18 protein-coding genes are annotated in these 17,979 nt (G+C 75.5%); 6 read left to right on the forward strand and 12 right to left on the reverse strand.

Translation table 11 applies throughout. The annotated features are described in order from the left end of the window. Both EDJALFJO_RS03495 and EDJALFJO_RS03500 read left to right on the forward strand, forming a co-directional pair. On the forward strand, positions 1–637 hold a 637-nt coding region (locus tag EDJALFJO_RS03495; protein ID WP_233149659.1), incomplete at its 5' end, for a methylated-DNA--[protein]-cysteine S-methyltransferase. Between the two features lie 34 nt (positions 638–671). After that, entirely contained in the window at positions 672–2,156 is a 1,485-nt protein-coding gene (locus EDJALFJO_RS03500; RefSeq protein ID WP_088282271.1) for an MFS transporter, read from the forward strand. Between the two features lie 111 nt (positions 2,157–2,267). Here EDJALFJO_RS03500 and EDJALFJO_RS03505 read toward each other — a convergent pair whose 3' ends face one another. After that, the gene (locus tag EDJALFJO_RS03505; protein WP_088282273.1) at positions 2,268–2,816 is read right to left on the reverse strand and encodes a YceI family protein; all 549 of its coding nucleotides are present in this window, start codon (positions 2,814–2,816) and stop codon (positions 2,268–2,270) included. A 292-nt stretch (positions 2,817–3,108) separates the two neighbouring features. On the opposite strand from EDJALFJO_RS03505, the gene EDJALFJO_RS03510 reads away from it, so the two are divergent. Then, on the forward strand, positions 3,109–3,870 hold the full coding sequence (locus tag EDJALFJO_RS03510; protein ID WP_198949965.1) for a class I SAM-dependent methyltransferase: 762 nt from the start codon (positions 3,109–3,111) through the stop codon (positions 3,868–3,870). A 6-nt stretch (positions 3,871–3,876) separates the two neighbouring features. Here EDJALFJO_RS03510 and EDJALFJO_RS03515 read toward each other — a convergent pair whose 3' ends face one another. Together EDJALFJO_RS03515 and EDJALFJO_RS03520 are read right to left on the reverse strand one after the other, a co-directional pair. Continuing rightward, a complete protein-coding gene (locus EDJALFJO_RS03515) occupies positions 3,877–4,212 on the reverse strand; it encodes a TfoX/Sxy family protein (RefSeq protein WP_088282275.1) in 336 nt (111 codons plus the stop codon). A gap of 17 nt (positions 4,213–4,229) precedes the next feature. After that, positions 4,230–5,474, reverse strand: coding sequence for an ATP-binding protein (locus EDJALFJO_RS03520; RefSeq protein ID WP_088282277.1), 1,245 nt, complete (start codon positions 5,472–5,474; stop codon positions 4,230–4,232). A 235-nt stretch (positions 5,475–5,709) separates the two neighbouring features. Between EDJALFJO_RS03520 and EDJALFJO_RS03525 the strand changes: the two genes are divergently transcribed. Then, on the forward strand, positions 5,710–6,141 hold the full coding sequence (locus EDJALFJO_RS03525; RefSeq protein ID WP_198949966.1) for a hypothetical protein: 432 nt from the start codon (positions 5,710–5,712) through the stop codon (positions 6,139–6,141). Here EDJALFJO_RS03525 and EDJALFJO_RS03530 read toward each other — a convergent pair. The 4 genes from EDJALFJO_RS03530 to EDJALFJO_RS03545 form a co-directional block, all read right to left on the reverse strand. Continuing rightward, complete coding sequence (locus tag EDJALFJO_RS03530; protein WP_088282279.1) at positions 6,089–6,772, reverse strand: hypothetical protein; 684 nt, start codon at positions 6,770–6,772, stop codon at positions 6,089–6,091. The two genes, EDJALFJO_RS03525 and EDJALFJO_RS03530, sit on opposite strands and share 53 nt — an antisense overlap. A 61-nt stretch (positions 6,773–6,833) precedes the next feature. After that, positions 6,834–7,535: an MBL fold metallo-hydrolase gene (locus EDJALFJO_RS03535; protein WP_088282281.1), complete on the reverse strand. Its 702-nt coding sequence runs from the start codon at positions 7,533–7,535 to the stop codon at positions 6,834–6,836. Positions 7,536–7,621: 86 nt separating this feature from the next. Then, complete coding sequence (locus tag EDJALFJO_RS03540) at positions 7,622–8,683, reverse strand: hypothetical protein (protein ID WP_088282283.1); 1,062 nt, start codon at positions 8,681–8,683, stop codon at positions 7,622–7,624. Continuing rightward, positions 8,680–9,300 (reverse strand): SigE family RNA polymerase sigma factor, encoded by a 621-nt coding sequence (locus EDJALFJO_RS03545; RefSeq protein WP_158220273.1) that lies wholly within the window; start codon positions 9,298–9,300, stop codon positions 8,680–8,682. The genes EDJALFJO_RS03540 and EDJALFJO_RS03545 overlap by 4 nt, the downstream gene beginning before the upstream one ends. A gap of 393 nt (positions 9,301–9,693) precedes the next feature. Between EDJALFJO_RS03545 and tdh the strand changes: the two genes are divergently transcribed. Both tdh and EDJALFJO_RS03555 read left to right on the forward strand, forming a co-directional pair. Beyond that, positions 9,694–10,740: an L-threonine 3-dehydrogenase gene (tdh, locus tag EDJALFJO_RS03550; protein WP_088282287.1), complete on the forward strand. Its 1,047-nt coding sequence runs from the start codon at positions 9,694–9,696 to the stop codon at positions 10,738–10,740. A 20-nt stretch (positions 10,741–10,760) separates the two neighbouring features. Further along, positions 10,761–11,975 (forward strand): glycine C-acetyltransferase, encoded by a 1,215-nt coding sequence (locus EDJALFJO_RS03555; protein ID WP_088282305.1) that lies wholly within the window; start codon positions 10,761–10,763, stop codon positions 11,973–11,975. Positions 11,976–11,994: 19 nt separating this feature from the next. Here the strand turns inward: EDJALFJO_RS03555 and EDJALFJO_RS03560 are convergent, their stop codons facing one another. From EDJALFJO_RS03560 to EDJALFJO_RS03580, 5 genes are all read right to left on the reverse strand, one after another. Beyond that, a complete protein-coding gene (locus EDJALFJO_RS03560; protein ID WP_088282289.1) occupies positions 11,995–13,704 on the reverse strand; it encodes an MFS transporter in 1,710 nt (569 codons plus the stop codon). A gap of 4 nt (positions 13,705–13,708) precedes the next feature. Further along, a complete protein-coding gene (locus tag EDJALFJO_RS03565) occupies positions 13,709–14,458 on the reverse strand; it encodes an LppX_LprAFG lipoprotein (protein ID WP_088282291.1) in 750 nt (249 codons plus the stop codon). Positions 14,459–14,642: 184 nt separating this feature from the next. Beyond that, entirely contained in the window at positions 14,643–15,848 is a 1,206-nt protein-coding gene (locus tag EDJALFJO_RS03570) for an MFS transporter (RefSeq protein ID WP_158220274.1), read from the reverse strand. Positions 15,849–15,970: 122 nt separating this feature from the next. Continuing rightward, positions 15,971–16,363 (reverse strand): VOC family protein, encoded by a 393-nt coding sequence (locus EDJALFJO_RS03575; RefSeq protein ID WP_088282295.1) that lies wholly within the window; start codon positions 16,361–16,363, stop codon positions 15,971–15,973. 153 nt (positions 16,364–16,516) lie between these two features. Further along, the gene (locus EDJALFJO_RS03580; protein ID WP_088282297.1) at positions 16,517–17,911 is read right to left on the reverse strand and encodes a pyridoxal-dependent decarboxylase; all 1,395 of its coding nucleotides are present in this window, start codon (positions 17,909–17,911) and stop codon (positions 16,517–16,519) included. Positions 17,912–17,979 lie beyond the last annotated feature (68 nt).

Below are 17,979 nucleotides of genomic sequence, written 5' to 3' on the forward strand. Positions count from 1 at the left end.
CCGCCCGACCCGTGCCGTCCGCCCGTCCGACCGGGACGGCGACCGGATGACCGACCCGCTCGAGCTCGCCCTGCGCGGCTACGAGCCGACCGTCCGCCGCCCGACGCTGACCGGCGGCGACGTCGCGTACGTCGTCGACGACACCCCGCTCGGCCGGATGCTCTTCGCCGCGCACCACGACGGCACGCTGCTCGCGACGACCTACGCCCCGGACGACGCGGCCGCCGACGCCGTGCTCGCCCGGCTCGCCGCCCGGGTCTCGCCGCGGGTGCTGCGCGGCGGACGCGCCCTGGACGCCGTCCGGCGCGAGCTCGACGACTACCTCGGCGGCCGCCGCCAGGATTTCGACCTGCCCGTCGACCCGGTGCTGGCGACCCCGTTCCAGCGCACGGTGCTCGAGGTGCTCACCGGCGTCCGGTACGGGACGACCGCGTCCTACGGGGCGCTCGCGACCGCGCTCGGCCGGCCGACGGCGTCCCGGGCCGTCGGGGCCGCGCTCGGCGCGAACCCGCTGTGCGTCGTCCTGCCGTGCCACCGGGTCGTCGCGGCGTCCGGGGCGCTCACCGGGTACGCCGGCGGGCTCGCGGCCAAGCAGCTGCTGCTCGACCTCGAGGCCCGCGCGGTCGCGGCCGGTTGACCTGCAGCGCACGTGAGGTCCTAGCGTCCTCGGCGTGTCCTCCGAACCGCTGACCGAGCCCGTACCTGCCGGACCCGCACCGGCCGCGCCGTCCCCCGGGCCGCTGTCGCCGGCCGAGAACCGGCGCGTCCGGCTGCTCACCGTGGGCGCGGTGGCCCTCGTGTCGCTCATCGCCTTCGAGTCGCTCGCGGTGAGCACCGTCATGCCGGCGGTCGCCGCCGCCCTCGACGGGCTGCCCCTCTACGCGCTCGGGTTCGGCGCGACGGTGGCGACGTCGGTCGTCGGGATGGCGGTCTGCGGTGCCTGGGCGGACGCGCGAGGCCCCCGGCGGCCGATCCTCGCGGCGGTCGCGCTCTTCACCGCCGGGCTGCTCCTCGCGGGGCTCGCGCCGACGATGACGGTCTTCGTCGCGGCCCGGGCGCTGCAGGGGCTCGGCGGCGGCATGCTCATCGTCGCGCTCTACGCGATGCTCGGCACGAGCGTCCCCGAGCCGGCCCGGCCGAGGGTGCTCGCGGCGTTCTCGGCCGCCTGGGTCGTGCCGGGGCTCGTCGGCCCGTCGCTCGCCGGGCTCATGCTGCACCTGTGGGGCTGGCGCTCGGTGTTCCTGCTCGTGCCGGCGGTCGCGATCCCGGGCGCCGTGCTCACGCTCGTCACCGTGCGGGACCGGGCGCCGGACGACGACCCCACCCAGGGCGGCCCGGCGGACGGCGACCGGGGCGGCCCGCCGCGGCGCTCCGCAGGGGTCGGACGCCGGATCGCCCTCGCGACCGTCGCCGGGACCGGCGCCACGGTGCTGCAGCTCGCGGGCAGCCGGGACTCCGCGCCCTGGCGGGCGGGCGCCGTGCTCGCGCTGGTCGTCGTGCTCGCGGCCGCCGTCCGAATGCTGCCGGCCGGGACGTTCCGGCTCGTGCGGGGCGTCCCGTCGGTCGTCGCGCTGCGCGGGCTCATCGCCGCCGGCTTCGCCGCGGGCGAGACGTTCGTGCCGCTCGTGCTCGTCCGCGAGCACGGCTGGTCGCCCACCCGGGCGGGTCTCGCGCTCACCGTCGGCGCGGTGACGTGGGCGGCGTTCTCCTTCCGGCAGGGGCGCGTACCGGAGGTCGACCGGCGCTACGGCTTCGCCCGGACCGGGTCGGTGAGCGTCGCCATCGGCCTCGTCGTCGCCCTGACCTGCGCCCTGCCCGGTGCCCCGGGCTGGCTCGCCGTCCTCGCGTGGGCGTTCGCGGGCGCCGGCATGGGCCTGGCGTACGCCTCGACGTCCCTGCTCACGCTGCACCTCGCCGCCCCCGAACGCCGGGGCGAGGCGAGCGCCGACCTCACGACGAGCGAGGCGCTGACGACGGCCGTCGCGCTCGCGGCCGCCGGCGCGGTGTTCGCCGCGCTGCTCCCGCGGGGCCTCGGTCCGGACGACCCGGCCGGCCCCGCCCCCTACCTCGCGGCGTTCGGCGTCGCGGTGGTCGTCGGCCTCGGCTCGGTCGTCGCCGCGCGCCGGCTGCGGACGCCGTCCGCCCCTCAGAGGTAGTTCGCCGTTGCATCGCACGGCGAACTCCCTCAGAGGGGCAGAGCGGGGGCCCGGGAACGCGACGACGCCCCCGCCGCGGGTGCGGCGGGGGCGTCGTCGGACGGGCGTGGGTCAGGCCTGCTTGCCGGCCTCGATCTCGAGGACGAGCTTGACCTTGTCGGAGATGAGGAAGCCGCCGGTCTCGAGCGCGGCGTTCCAGGTGATGCCCCAGTCGGAGCGGTTGATCGTCGCGGTGCCCTCGAAGCCCGCCTTCACGTTGCCCCACGGGTCCTTCGCGACGCCGCCGAACTCCCACGTGATGTCGACCGCGTTCGTCTTGCCGCCGATCGTCAGGTCGCCCGTCGTGACGACCTCGTCGCCCGCGATCTTCACCGACGTGCTCTTGAACGTGATCTTCGGGTTCTCCTCGGCGTTCCAGAAGTCCGGGCTCTTCAGGTGGCCGTCACGCTGCTCGTTGCCGGTGTCGACCGAGGCGGCGTCGATCTCGACCCAGATCGACGAGGACTCGGGGCTCGCGGCGTCGATCGTCGCGCCGCCGGAGTAGGACGTGAACTTGCCGCGGGTCGTCGCGACGACCGCGTGCTTCACGGCGAAGCCGACGGTGCTATGGCCCTCGTCGATGGTCCACGTGCCGGTGAGGTCGGCGGGGAACGCGCTCATGTGTCTGTCTCCTGGGTCGATGTCCGCTGGTGCTCGGTGTACTGGCGTGCGAGAGGCTGTCGGCGGTTCGCGTGGTTCTTGCGAACTCAACGATTGAACCGTAAACCATTTCTGTTGAGAGTTCAACCTCAGATCCCACCTTCCTCCGCTCCTGGCCGCCGATCAAGGGCCGACACGGACATTTCGCCGTGCGTTCACAGGCCGGCGACACCCCGGACGGCGCACCGCGGCCGCTGGTCGCCCGTCGAAAAGCCGTGGACCGGACGGTCGCCGGGGCGACAGCATCAGCGGGATGCTGCCGCAGGACATCCGCCGCGAGGACCTCTGGGACGCCGGGACGGCCCGCCGTTACGACACCCCCGGGACGGGCATGTTCGTCCCGGAGGTGGTCGACCCGGCCGTCGACCGGCTGGTCGCCCTCGCCGGGGGCGGGCCGGCGCTCGAGCTGGCGATCGGGACCGGGCGCATCGCCGTCCCGCTCGTGGGCCGCGGCGTCTCCGTGACGGGCATCGAGCTGTCGGCACCGATGGTCGAGGTGCTCCGGACGAAGGTCGACGAGCGCACCGTCCCCGTCGTCCTCGGCGACATGGCGACCACTCGTGCCCCGGGCCGGTTCTCGCTCGTCTACCTCGTCTTCAACACGATCTCGAACCTGCTCACCCAGGACGAGCAGGTCGAGTGCTTCCGCAACGCGGCCCGGCACCTGCTGCCGGGCGGCCGCTTCGTCGTCGAGCTGTGGGTCCCGGAGCTGCGGTCGCTGCCGCCGGGGAAGGAGGCGACCGTCGGCGTCGTCGAGCCCGGCTACGTCCTCTTCGACACGTACGACGTGCTGCACCAGCACGTCGTCTCCCACCACGTGACCTTCGGCGCCGGCCGCGAGGCGCGCCTCGACCGCAGCCCGCACCGGTACGTCTGGCCCGCCGAGCTCGACCTCATGGGCCGGCTCGCCGGGTTCACGCTGGAGTCCCGGCACGCCGACTGGTCCGGTGCGCCCTTCACCGCCGGCTCACCGTCGCACGTGTCGGTGTACCGGCTGCCCGGCGAAGGCTCCTAGCCGTCCTCAGCGCTTGGGCGGCAGCGCCCCTGCGTAGGCGACCCCGAGCGACACCCAGCGGTCGAGGTCCTCGTCCGTCGTCACGCCGTCCGGGTCGATCCGCAGCCAGCCGTCCATCGCCCGGCCGCGCATGACGAACCGCTCGGCGTGCGGGTCCTCGACGAGCGACGGCGTCAGCGCCGGGTCCACGCGCAGGAGCAGCCCGCCGGTCGAGCTCGCGGCGACGGCCATGTTCCCGTGCACGAGGAACGCGAGGCCGCCGAACATCCGCTGCTCGCGCAGCCCGTCGACGTCCTGCAGCCGCTCCCGCAGCCGGTCGGCAACCTCCTCGTCGTACGCCACCGCGCCCGTCCGTCCCGTCAGTCCGCGCCGTGGCGGCGCAGGTAGCGGCCGAAGTGCGGCACCGTGAAGGCGATCCGGCCGCGCTCGCCGCTGTAGACGAGGCCCTTCTTGATGAGCGCGTCCCGGGCCGGGGAGAGCGACTGCGCCTTGCGGCCGAGGTGCTCGGCGATCGCGGCCGTCGGGACGCCGTCGTGCGGGTCGGCCTCGCCGTCGTCGACGGACGCCGCGAGGTCGGCCATCGCGCGCAGGTACTCCCGCTCGGCGGGCGTGGCCCGCTCGTACCGCGAGCCGAAGAAGCCGACGGCGAGCTCGGCCTCGGCCTCGGGCGCCGCGACCCGGACGTCGTCCGCGGTGATCGGGCTGCGCGGGGCGACGTCCCAGGCGACCTTGCCGTACGCCTGGACGAAGTACGGGTACCCGGCGGTCGAGGCGTAGAGCGCGTCGAGGGCCTCGGTGGTGAACTCGGCGTCCTCGTCCTTGGCGGGCGCCTCGAGCGCGCGGTCGGCGGCGGCCCGGTCGAGCCGGTCGATCCGCTGGTACCGGAACAGCCGCTCCGAGTACGACTTGCTCGCCGAGAGCACCGCGGGCAGGTGCGGCAGCCCGGCACCGACGACGACGAGCGGCCGACCGGTCTGGCTCAGCTCGTGGCACGCCGCGCACAGCGCGGACACGTCGTCCGGGCCCAGGTCCTGCATCTCGTCGACGAACACCGCGATCCCGCGGCCGGCGTCGGCGGCCAGCCCACCGACATCGCTGAGCAGCTCGACGAGGTCGATCTCGATGTCGCCGGAGTCGGCCCGGCCCGGCACCGCGGCGACGTCGATGCCCGGCTGCCAGCGGTCCCGCAGCCGGCCGGACGCCGCCTTGCCGCGTACCGTGGCCGACGCGCGGACGCCGTCCTCGCGCTGTGCGAACGACTTGAGCACCCCGAGCACGTACTCGCTCTCCCCCGCGTGCGCCGTCCCGAGCTCACGGACGGCGAGGTGCAGGGCGGCCGCGAGCGGGCGACGCAGCGGCTGGTCGGGGCGCGCCTCGAGCTTGCCGGTGCCCCAGCCGCGGCGGACGGCGGCGGACCGCAGCGCGTTGAGGAGCACGGTCTTGCCGACGCCGCGCAGCCCGGTGAGGACGATGCTGCGCTCCGGGCGGCCGCGGGCGATCCGCTCGAGGACGACGTCGAAGGCCTCGAGCTCGACGTCCCGCCCGGCGAGCTCCGGCGGGCGCTGACCGGCGCCGGGCGCGTACGGGTTGCGGACCGGGTCCATGCTTCGACGGTATCCGGCTGTATTGCGCGGACCGCAGATTGACGAAGAGTCGCTTATGTCGTGTCGCGCGCCGATCGTTCCCCGCGCAACCCGGAGTTACTAGCGCGTATGACCCAGTAAACGGGTCATACGCGCTAGTAACTCGAGGGGAGAGGATCGGGGTGTCTGGGGCTTTCTAGTGTCTGGGGAAGAGATGGGGATACGGGGCGATCGAGGCGGTCGGTAGCCTCGGTGCGTGACGTCGGTCGTGCTCGTCGTGGACGTCGCCAACGTCATGGGCTCGCGGCCCGACCGGTGGTGGAAGGACCGGGCCGGGGCCGCGGCACGGCTGGTGATGTCGCTGGTTCCCCTTGCGGGGCAACGGGTCCCGCTCGGGCCGGACGGCGCACCGGTGCACGTCGCGCGGGTCGTCGCCGTCGTCGAGGGGCGGGCCCGGGCGATGACCGTGCCGGACGACGTCCGGGCGGCGGTCGAGGTCCTCCTCGCCGCGCACGACGGCGACACCGCCGTCGTCGAGGTCGCGATCGCGGTGCTCGCCCCGCCGACCGGCGCCGTGCCGCTCGTCGCCACCGCGGACCGCGGCCTGCGCGAGCGGCTCCCCGCGGGCAGCCTCGTCACCGGGCCGCGGGCGCTCCTGGACCTGCTGGGGCCCCCGGGCCCGCGGTGAGCTCCAGGACGAGCGCACCGCCGTCCGGCCGGAAGCCGACGCCCCGCAGGTAGCGCTCGGCACCGAGCATCCGCGGCGGCGCGAGCACGCGACGGACGCCGCTGCGGCTGAAGGGGCCGCCGGCCCGGTAGACGAACTCGCCGGGCGTGAAGTCACGGAACCGCGGCAGCACGTAGTCGAGGTCGACCTGGGCCTCCCCCGGCGTGCCCGTGCCGTGCGCGAGGACGACGCCGACCGTCTCGCCGTCCGCCAGCACGAGGAAGGCCAGGGCCCCGGCCTGCGGGGCGGCCAGGTGCCCGGCGAGGTCGAGGTCGGGGTTGAACCGCTCGATGTCGGCACGGTGCCGGTCGACGACGTGCCGCAGGTACGGCTCGTCCGCGGTGATCGGCACGACCTCGTAGTGCAGGTCGTCGTGCCGGGTCCGCAGCAGCCGTGCCGTGTGCCACACGTTGATGACCGCGATGACGACGTTCATCGCGACCATCGGCCACACGGCGATGACGGCGTTGAACACGACGAGCACGAGGGACGCCGCGAGGTTGAGCAGCCGGAAGCGCAGCACGCGGGCCTGGAGCAGCGAGTAGACGAGCAGGGCCGAGCCGGCCCAGCCGAGCAGATCGGTCACGGTCACGCGGCGATCGTGCCAGGGCGCCGGGCCGCCGCAGTGCGACGCGCGGGACCACCCCTGGCGGCTACCGCGGCACCCACACCGCGTCGTCGTGGGCGAACCGGACGACCCGCGGGTCGAGCGCGAGCAGCCGGGCCACCCAGGCCGCGGGCACCGGCAGCGGGCCGCCGTCCCGGCCCGGGTCACCCGCGGCGGCGAGCGCGAGCGCGTCGGCCGCGAAGTCGGACGCCGTCTCGTGGCTCTGGCCGGCGAGCACGGTCACCGTGCCGTCGCCGTCCCGGACGACGACCGACTGGTGCCCGGCGGTGTGGCCGGGGGTCGGGACGACGGTGACGCCGGGCCAGATCTCGGCGTCGCCCTCGACGACGTCGTACCGGACGCCGGGCGCGTCGACGAGCCCGGGCAGCGTGTAGTCGGCCTCGCCCGCGGCCGCGAGCTCGACGGCCTGGACGACGACCGGCGCCGTAGTGAACGCCGGGTTGCCGCCGCAGTGGTCGAAGTGGAGGTGGCAGTTGACGACGACGTCGACGTCCTCGACCCGCAGCCCGACGCCGGCGAGCGCCGCGGCGATCCCGTGCCTGCGCGGGCGGTAGTGCGCATCGGTCTCGGGGTGGGTGCCGATCCCGGTGTCGAGCAGGAGCACCCCGCGCGGGTGCCGGACGACGTAGCCGACGAGCGGGACGACGCGCGGGATGCCGTCCGCGGTCTCCTCGGCGGGCCGGACGAACCAGCCGTGGTCCACGGACGTGATCTCGACGTCTGCCATCCGCAGAGCCTGTCATGTGGGGCGCCGGTGCCCGGCGGGGGTGGCGGCCCCCGTCGGGCACCGGCGGTCTGTGGCCGGACCCTGCGCTACATGCGCTGCAGGGTCACGGCGGAGACGGCGAGGCCGTCCTGGGCGGCCGGGGTCAGGGTCACCGTGACCGGCCCGGCCCCGCCCGGCACCTCGAGGGCGACCGTGAACGGCCCGGACCCGGCCGGGTTGTCGCCGAGCACCCAGCGCCCGGGCTGCCGGTCGGGTGCGCTGACGTCGACCCGGACGCCGCCCGGTGCCCCGCCGGCCCGGACGACGAGCCGGCGCGGCACGTCGACCCGGTCGACGGTGACCGTCCAGGCGCCGCCCCGCGGGCCCTGGAGCCAGGTCGTGGCCCCCGTCCGGGACTGCTCGGGGAACCCGTCGGACCAGGACACGAGCAGCGGGGACGCCGTGACCACGGCCCCGGCCGGGGCCGTCACCTCGAACGCGCCGCCGACGGGCCGCTTGGCCCGCACCTGCCGGCCGTCGCCGCGGGCCCCGACCACGACCCAGTCCGAGAGGACGTCGGTGGTGAGCAGGACCGCCCGCTCCCCGGAGCCGAGCGGTGCCGGCGAGGGTGCGGGGAAGCCGGGTCGCGCGGGGCCGCCGGCCGGGGAGGAGGCGACGGTGCCACCGGCCCGGGGCGTCGTGGGACCGGCGCTGCCGCGGGACGGCGCCGCGTCGGCCGACGACGACCCGGACGACGGGCGCAGGCTCGTCACGGCGGCCGACCCGAGCGCGGTCGGCGCGGCGCCGTCCGGCTCTGTCGTCGTGGACGTCGGACCGGTGCTCGGGGTCCGCGACGTCACCGTCGCGGGGGTGGCGCCGCCCTGCGGGCGCGTGACGACCTGGCTCACGACGAGCACGCCGAGGACCGAGGCCGCGGCCAGGGCGGCGGCGAGCGAGCCGGTGAGCCGCGGACGGCGCGGGCCGCCGGCGACCGGTCGCGCCCGGACGGCGCGGTCCCGGCGCCCGTCGAGCGCGACCGGCGCGTCGGCGCCCGCCCGCGCCGGGTCGACCCGCGCCCAGATCGCGTCGCTGTCCGGCTCGTGCTCGTCGCCCAGACGCCGCAGCGCCGCGACGACGAGCGGGTCGGGGCCTTGGTGGTCGTCCTTCACGTCGACCTCCTTCCTCCCGGCTCGGCAGACCAGTGGCCCGCCGCTCCGGAGTGGGCTTCCCCGAGCGTGTCCCTGAGCTGTGCCAGGGCCTTCCAGGTCTGGCTCTTGACGGCACCCTCGCTGATGCCGAGGGTCTCGGCGACCTCCGTCGTGCTCAGCCCCGCGACGTGCCGCAGGACGACGCAGGCCCGCCGCCGCGGCGGCAGCGCGAGGATCGCCGCCTGCAGGTCGACCCGCGACACGACGTCCGGCCCGGTGTGCAGCCAGGAGGTGAGGGGGCCGAGCAGCGCCGACCCGCGCCGTTCGTGGACCCTGCGGCGGACCCTGCTCGCCGCGAGGTTCACCACGCTGCGGCGCACGTACGCCAGCGTGTGCTCGGCCGCCCGGACCCGCTCCCAGTGCCGCCAGGCCGAGGTCAGCGCGTCGGCGACGACGTCGTCCGCCTCCGCGTGGCTGCCCGTCAGGGCGTACGCCACCCGGGACAGGTCCCGGTGGTAGGTCCGGAAGAAGTCCTCGAACTCCGCTGCGGCGTCGACGCCCGTCGCCTCGCTCACAGCGGCGCCGCGACCCGGGGGCGAGTGGCCGGTGGCCGCCGTCCCCGCGTCGTCGTGTGCCACGACATGTCCTCCCCAACCGCCATCGGGGTCACGTACGCCTGCCGGGCCGCGGTCGGCGGGACGCCGGCCCCCCGGCTGCAGATCCCGGGACACTATCCCGCCGGGGCGGGCCGGACCGACCGTGCGACCGCCCGCGAGGGCGGCCGCCGGCAGTCCCGGCAGCCCCTGCACGATCATGCCCAGGTCCTCCCCCACTCGTTCCGCACGGACCTCACGGGCCGCTCGACGTCCCTGTCCGTCACGAGGTGCTGTCGCTCGGCGGGCCCGGTTGGTTTCCCGGGTCCGCCGAGATTCCTGCGCCGGTCCGGCGGACGCCCCGCCGCCTCGGTGGACCGCAGGTCCCCGGGTCGCGAGACTGGGCGCCCGAGCGGGTGACGCGACGAGGAGGCAGCGGTGCGAGCGCTGGTCAAGGAGCAGGCAGGGCCCGGTCTGGCGCTCGTCGAGGTGCCCGACCCGGTGCCCGGGCCGGGCGACGTGGTCGTCCGGGTGCTGCGGACCGGGATCTGCGGCACGGACCTGCACATCCAGGCCTGGGACGACTGGGCGGCCCGGACCGTCACGGCCCCGCTCGTCGTCGGCCACGAGTTCGTCGGCGAGGTCGCCGCGGTCGGCAGCGCCGTCGGCGCGGACGGCGGCGGCCCGGCCGTCGGGGACCTCGTCGGGGGCGAGGGGCACATCGTCTGCGGCACGTGCCGCAACTGCATGGCCGGTCGCCGGCACCTGTGCGACCGGAGCAAGGGGATCGGCGTGCACCGGGACGGCGCCTTCGCCGAGTACCTCGTGCTGCCCGCCACGAACGTCTGGGTGCACCGGGTCGCGGACCTCGACCTCGACGTCGCGGCGATCTTCGACCCGTTCGGCAACGCGGTGCACACCGCGCTGACGTTCCCGGTGCTCGGCGAGGACGTCCTCGTCACGGGCGCCGGACCGATCGGGCTCATGGCGGTCGCCGTCGTCGCCCACGCCGGGGCGCGCAACGTCGTCGTCACCGACGTCTCGCCGCAGCGCCTCGACCTCGCCCGCAAGGTCGGCGCGACGCTCGCGGTGGACGTCCGGACGACGTCGCTGGCCGACGTCCAGCGCACGATCGGGCTCAAGGAGGGCTTCGACGTCGGCCTGGAGATGTCCGGGCAGCCGGCCGCGCTCCAGGACATGATCGCGAACATGGTCGCGGGCGGCCGGATCGCGATGCTCGGCCTGCCGTCGGCCCCGTTCGCCGTCGACTTCGGCCGCGTCGTCACCCGGATGATCACGCTGCAGGGCATCTACGGCCGGGAGATGTTCGAGACCTGGTACGAGATGACGGTGCTCCTCGAGCGCGGGCTCGACATCTCCCCGGTCATCACCGACCGGTTCTCCGCCGCCGACTACGCGCAGGCCTTCGACACCGCGCGCGGCGGCGGGAGCGGCAAGGTCATCCTCGACTGGACCAGGCTGTGAGCGCGCAGGAGGCTGCCGGGATGAGCAACGGGAGCAGCACCGACACCGCACCCACGCAGCACCTGCGCGAGGACCTCGCCCGCACCCTCGACGAGATCCGCGACGCCGGCCTGTGGAAGCCCGAGCGGGTCCTCGGCAGCCCGCAGAACGCGACCGTGCGACTGCACGACGGCCGCGAGGTGCTGAACTTCTGCGCGAACAACTACCTCGGGCTCGCCGACCACCCGGACGTCGTCGCCGCGGCGCACGCCGCGCTCGACCGCTGGGGCTTCGGGATGGCGTCCGTGCGGTTCATCTGCGGCACCCAGGACGTCCACAAGGAGCTCGAGGCGCGGCTGTCGGCGTTCCTCGGGACGGACGACACGATCCTCTACAGCTCGTGCTTCGACGCCAACGGCGGGCTCTTCGAGACCCTCCTCGGCGAGGGCGACGCGGTGATCTCCGACGAGCTCAACCACGCGAGCATCATCGACGGGATCCGGCTCTCCAAGGCCCGCCGGTTCCGCTACCGCAACCGGGACATGGCCGACCTGGAGCGCTGCCTTCAGGAGTCGCAGGACGCCGGCCGCCGGCTCGTCGCGACCGACGGCGTGTTCTCGATGGACGGCTACCTCGCCCCCCTCGACGAGATCTGCGCACTCGCCGACCGGTACGACGCGCTCGTCATGGTCGACGACTCGCACGCCGTCGGGTTCGTCGGCGCGCACGGCGGCGGCACCCCGGAGCTGTTCGGCGTCCGGGACCGGGTCGACGTCGTCACCGGCACCCTCGGCAAGGCGCTCGGCGGCGCGAGCGGCGGCTACGTCTCGGGCCGCGCCGAGCTCGTCGCCCTGCTGCGGCAGCGGTCCCGGCCGTACCTGTTCTCCAACGCGGTGGCGCCCGTCGTCGCGGCGGCGTCGCTCACGGCGATCGACCTCGCGGAGAACAGCGACGCCCTGCGCGCGCAGCTGCAGGCCAACACCCGCCGGTTCCGGGAGCGGATGACCGCCGAGGGCTTCGACATCGCCCCCGGCGAGCACCCGATCTCGCCGGTCATGATCGGGGACGCCGCCCGCGCCGGCCGGATGGCCGACCTGCTCCTCGACCACGGCGTCTACGCGATCGGCTTCTCCTACCCCGTCGTGCCGCAGGGCAAGGCGCGGATCCGGGTGCAGCTCTCGGCCGCGCACACCGCGGACGACGTGGACCGCTGCGTCGCGGCGTTCGTCGCGGCCCGAGCGACGCTCGACGGCTGACCCGTCGTGCAGGGCACGGTCACGCCGTCCGGATGAGCTCTCCCGGCGCGGCCCGGCCGGGGCCATCCACGCGCAGCAGGACGGCGCACAGCACCGCCGCGAGGAGCGCGCAGCCGGCGGCCCCGCCGAAGACCGCGTGCAGCTCGGCGAGCGCGGCCGCCTGGGTCGCCGACTCGAACGGCGGGCAGTCGGTCGGGGTCTGCGGGCAGAGCGTGAGCGGGGAGCCGATCTCGGCCTGCCGCAGGTAGAACACCCGCAGGCCGACGGCGGTGAGCGCGCAGATCCCGACGAGCATGCCGATCATCCGGGCGACGACGACGAGCGCGGTCGCGAGGCCGTGCGCGTCGTCCGGGACGACCGCGAGCAGCGCGGCGTTGACGGGCGCGATGACGAGGCCGAACCCGAAGCCGGCGAGCACGAGCACGGCGGCGCTGCCGGCGCCGTCGAGCGCGGTGGCGTCCCAGCGGGTCATCGCCGCGAGCGCGACCGCGGCGAGGAGCATGCCGGTGGCCGCGATCCAGCGCGGGGCGGTCCGGCGGCAGAGCCAGCCGCCGAGGAGCGCACCGACGGGGACCGCCGCGAGCAGCTGGACGAGCTCGAGGGCGGCCGCGACCTGGTCCTGCGAGGCCGTCGTGAGCCGGGCGAAGATCGGGACGTCGACGAGCGCGGCGACGAGCGCCGTCCCGACGAGCACGTTGACGACGAGCGCTCCCCACGCGGCCCGCGGTGCGAGCAGCCCGGGCGCGACGAGCGGCCGGTCCGTGCGCCGGTTGCGCCACCAGAACCCGGCCGCCGCGGCCGCGCACCCCGCGAGCAGCAGCGGCGCGTCGTCCGCGACGACCTGGACCTGCGGGTCGGACGTCGCGAAGGCCAGGACCAGGCACGACAGCGCCACCGTGAGCAGCGCCGCGGACGGCAGGTCGACGGCCGCGGTGACCGCCGCCCCGCCGTGCCGCACCCACCAGACGGCGGCCAGCGCGAGCCAGCCGGCGACGGCTGCGAGGGCGACGGGCGCCGTCCAGGCCCGGTCCGCGGCGAGCGGGGCGAACGCGAGCCCGGTCCGCACGCCCGAGGTGAGCCGCTCCGGAGAGAGGACGGCGAGCGCCGTGAGTCCGGTCGAGACGGCTGTGAGGGCGACGAGCCGGGGGTCGCTGCGCCTCGGGGCCCAGAGCAGCGCGCCAAGCACGGCGGCCGCGACGAGGTTCGCCCAGAACACCGCGCGCCAGCCGGACGCCGCGAGGATCAGCGCGCCGACGAGCGGGCCGAGGACGCTGCCGAGCTCCTGGACGGCGCCGACGGCGCCGAGCGGGACGCCGCGGCGCTCGACGGGCCAGCGGTCGGCGACGAGGGCGAGGGTCGCCGGGACGAGCCCGCCGCCGCCGAGGCCCTGCAGGCCGCGGCCGAGGACGGCCGTCGTCAGGGTGTCCGCGCCGGCCGTGAGCAGGGACCCGACGGCGAAGGCGAGCAGGCAGGCGACGAGCACGGGCACCCGGCCGCGCAAGTCCGCGAGCCGCCCGACGAGCGGCAGGACCGCGACGTAGCCGAGCAGGAACGCGCTGATGAGCGGTGCGCCGCGCTGGAGCTGGTCGATGCCGAGCCCGACGCCGCCCATCATCTCCGGCAGCACGAGGACGACGACGTAGGTGTCCGCCGCGGCGAGCAGGACGGCGACCGAGGCGACGAGGAGGGCGCGCAGGGGCGGGGCGTCCGGGGCGGCGGGCGCCGCCACCGGCTCAGGCAGGCGCGGTGATCTGGACACTCTTGCCGTAGTCGCGCAGGAGGATCGTGAACGTGCTGTCGACGCCCTTGGCGTAGAACGGGCCGACGAGCTCGGCCTGCCGGAGCTCACCGGCAGCGGTGATGCCGAAGGTCGCGGCGACGTCCTGGGCCGGGTCGGCGCTCGTGAGCAGGTCGTCGACGAGCGCGCCGGGCAGCGTCGCCGTGACCTGCCGGACGACCTCGCTGACGACCCGGCTCTCGCCGCCGAGCTTCGGGTCCTTCGCCTGCGAGAGCAGCTGGGAGATCCCCGTCTCCGGGTTCATGAAGCCGCCCGGGTCGGTGAAGCCGAGCGTCTTCGGGTCGACCTTGGAGAACGCCGTCGTCAGCGGGAGCTTGGCGTAGAAGGTGCCTCCGGTGGAGACCACCTCGACCTTGGCGAGGACGCCCGCGAACCGTACGTCGAGGGTCCCGGCGAAGCCGTCGGGCCGCTCCAGGTCGCCCGTCCCGCCGAGCAGGACGTTGCCGTTCTCGGGGAGGTCGGCGCCCTGGAGGGTGAACGCCAGGGACGGTGCGGCGTCGAGGGTCGCGCGGGCCTTCGCGAGCAGGGCCGCCGGGTCCTGCGCCGCCGACGTCGGGCCTCCCGCGGCGGCCGACCCGCCGTCCGAGGAGCACCCGGCGAGCGGGGCGAGGACGCCGCCGGAACCGAGCGCGAGGGCGGCACGGAGCACCGTGCGACGGGCCGGGGCCGAGGGGGTGCGGGCCATGGCGCCAATGTCTCATGGAACCGTCGCCGGGCAGGCCGTGGCCGTCGGATCGCCCGCCGGCACCGCCGTCCGGCCCCTGGGACGGCCGTACCGCAGAACGCACCAAGGGGCCGCGAACCCGGCGTGTCGGTCGTTGGAGCGCTCTTGTGACGTCGGGCGGTACGGGCAGGGCAGGGCAGGGCGGTCAGACGGTGACCGGTGCCGGCCGGCGCGCGGCGGCGACCCGCAGGCCGAGCGCGACCGCGGCGAGCGCCGAGAGCACCCCGGCGTAGCCGACCGCCGTGGGCTGCAGCCCGACCCGGGTCGCGACGAGGCCGCCGACGATCGCGGGCAGCGAGAACGACAGGTACGCCGCGGTGAAGACCGCGGCGAGGAGCTCGCCGCGGCGGGCCGGGTCGGCCCGGACGACGAGCGAGCGGAAGGCGCCGAGGAACGCCGAGCCGAAGCCCGCCCCGGAGACGAACGTGCTCGCGAGCAGCCCGGCCGCTGTCCCGCCGGCGATCGAGGCGACGCTGAGCAGCAGGCCGGCCAGCAGCATCACCGTGCCGGCCTGCATCATCCGTTCCGGCGTCCGGGTGTTGAGCACGAGGCAGGCCGCGGCACCCGACACGCAGAGCACCGCGGGCAGCGCACCGCCGAGCAGCCGGTCGCTGCTGCCGGCCAGGCTGAGCACGAGCGAGGGCCCGAGGGAGAGGTAGAAGCCGCCGAGCCCCCACGTCGAGACGAGCACCGGCAGCGCGGCCCAGAACGCCGGCCGCACCGCGCGCGGCACGCTGACCCGCGGGCGCAGGCTCACCGGGCGCCGCGTCGTCGCCCCCGGCACGAGCAGGGCGGTCGCGACGGCGCTGCCGAGGAGCAGGACGACGAGGACGGCGTACGTGAGGTGCAGCGGCGCCGGGGCGTACTGGACGAGCGCGCCGGCGCCGACCGCGCCGAGCGCGAGCCCGACGGACGGCGCGAGCGCGTTGACGAGCGGCCCGACCGTCGACAGCCGCGGCTGGAGGTCGAGCAGCGCCGCTGCGGCGGCGGCCGTGACGAGGCCGGTCGCCACCCCCTGGACGACGCGGGCGGCGAAGAGCCAGCCCACGCCGTCCGCCGCGAAGAAGATCCCCATCGCGAGGGTCTGGACGGCGATCCCGGCGAGGAGCACGGGCCGGCGGCCCACGGCGTCCGACAGCCCGCCGCACGTGAGCAGGACGGCGAGCAGCGCGATCGCGTAGACCGCGAAGACGGCCGTCAGGGTCGTCGGGGAGAAGTGCCAGCGGCTCGCGTAGAGCGCGTACATCGGGCTCGGGGCGCTGGCCCCGGTGAGGAACAGGGTGAGGACGACGGCGACCGTCCAGAACGGCACCGCCGAGCGTGGCTGGTGCGCGTGGTCGGCCTCGCTCATCGACATCCCTCCGTCGGGGCCGCGCGACGCCGGCCGAACGACGACAACCGCGCCCCGGCCCGTTCTCTTCCGGGCGGGGCGCGGTCGGTCGTCGCACGTGCGGGCCGGGCGGCCGCGACGGGTCAGCCGGCGGACATCGGCAGGAAGAACTCCAGCGGGATGCCGTCCGGGTCACGGAAGTTCAGGTGCCAGCCGAACGGTGAGGTCTCCACACCGGACGTCTCGACCCCGAGCGTCGTGAGCCGATCGCGCCAGGCGTCCAGCTCGGCCCGGTCGGCGCAGACGAACGCGACGTGGTCGAGCCCGACGTGCCTCTCGCTGAACCGCTCCCGGTCGACGTCCGGGTCCTGGCGCAGGTCGATGGCCTGCCCGTCGGGAGACATGTAGACCTGCATCGGTGCCGGTTCGGTGAACTCCGCGACCTTCGCGAGCCCGAAGAGCTCCTCGTACCAGGGCCCGCTGCGGGTGATGTCGGTGACGCTCAGCGCGACGTGCTGGAGGTGCATCTGCGGCATGGCGGCCGCCTCCTCGCCGAGCCCGTGGCGGCGCCGGGACGGGTGCCCCGGGATCGGCCGCCGCGGACCCTTCCGGCGTACACCCGGGCCCGGCGGGGCGACCCGGGTCCTCCGGCCCGATGATCCCCCGGCCGCCCGGGGGGGCGGGTGCGGTCACTCGGTGCGGTCGAGGATCTCCCGGACGAGGTCCATGTCGGTGTGCGGGTGGAGGAACGCGAACCGGCCGACGACCTCGCCCTCCCAGGCCGACGGCGGGATGAACGCGATCTCGGCGTCGTGCAGGTCCTGGGCCCACTTCGTGTACTGGTCCGGGCCCCAGCCGAGGCGGCGGAAGAGGACGACGGACAGGTCCGGCTCGCGGATCAGCTCGAGGTGCGGGCGGATCCGGATCTCCTCGGCGGTCTGCCGGGCGAGGGTGAGGGCCGCCTCGATGGCCGTCCCGTAGGCGTCGGTGCCGTGGACGGCGAGCGAGAACCACAGCGGCAGGCCGCGGGCCCGGCGGGTCAGGTGGTACGCGTAGTCGGTGGGGTTCCACTCGGCCGGGATGCCGCCGTCGATCGCGCCGGAGTGGATGACGTCGAGGTAGGACGCGTCCTGGGTGTGCACCGTGCGGGCGAGCGCCGGGTCGCGGTAGACGAGCGCGCAGCAGTCGAACGGCGTGAAGAGCCACTTGTGCGGGTCGACGATGAACGAGTCGGCGTGCTCGATGCCGGTGTACTTCTCCCGGACCGTCGGCGCGAAGAGCCCCGCCGCGCCGTACGCGCCGTCCACGTGGAACCACCAGCCGTGCTCGCGGGCGACTGCGGAGACGCCGGCGAGGTCGTCGATGATGCCCGCGTTCGTCGTCCCCGAGGTCGCGACGACGGCCGCCACCGACGCGGGGTCGCCGTCCGCCGCGAGCGCCGCGCGCAGCGCCTCGCCGGTGAGCCGGTGGTCGGGGGTCTCGACGACGAAGGCGTCCATGTCGAGGAGCATGAGCGTGTTCGTGATCGAGGAGTGCGCGTCGGTGCCGACCGCGACCCGCCAGCGCCGGCCCCGGACGGCGTCCGCCCCCTCGCGCTCGGCGGCGCGCCGCTTCGCCGTCTCGCGGGCCACGGCGAGCGCCGACAGGTTGCCCGCCGACCCGCCGCTGACGAAGACGCCGCCCGCGGACGCCGGCAGCCCGGCCGCATCGGCGAGCAGCCGCAGGACCTGGTTCTCCGCGTGCACCGCGCCGGCCGCCTCGAGCCATGAGATGCCCTGGATCGACGCGCAGGACACGAGCATGTCGAAGAGCAGCGACGCCTTCGTCGGCGCCGACGGGATGAACCCGAGGAAGCGCGGGCTGTCGGCGCTGATCACCGCGGGCGCGATCGTCGAGGTGTAGATGCCGAGCACCTGGTCGGGGTCGGTGCCCTTCTGCCCGAGCAGGCCGCCGAAGACGGCCTCGAGGTCCTCGACGCGGCGCGACCCGCGGTCCAGCGGGACGGGGTCGAGGCGGAGCCGGTTCTCGGCGTAGGCGAGGACGGAGCGGATCATCTGCTCGGTCTGGCGGTCGACGCTGTGCATGGCTGGACGCTATCGGGCCGGGTCGGCGGGCCGAGGTTCGCTGGCGCTGTGCGCGGTGCGGGTCGGGG

The organism is Kineosporia sp. A_224 (genome assembly GCF_002198655.1).
Classification (GTDB): domain Bacteria; phylum Actinomycetota; class Actinomycetes; order Actinomycetales; family Kineosporiaceae; genus R-H-3.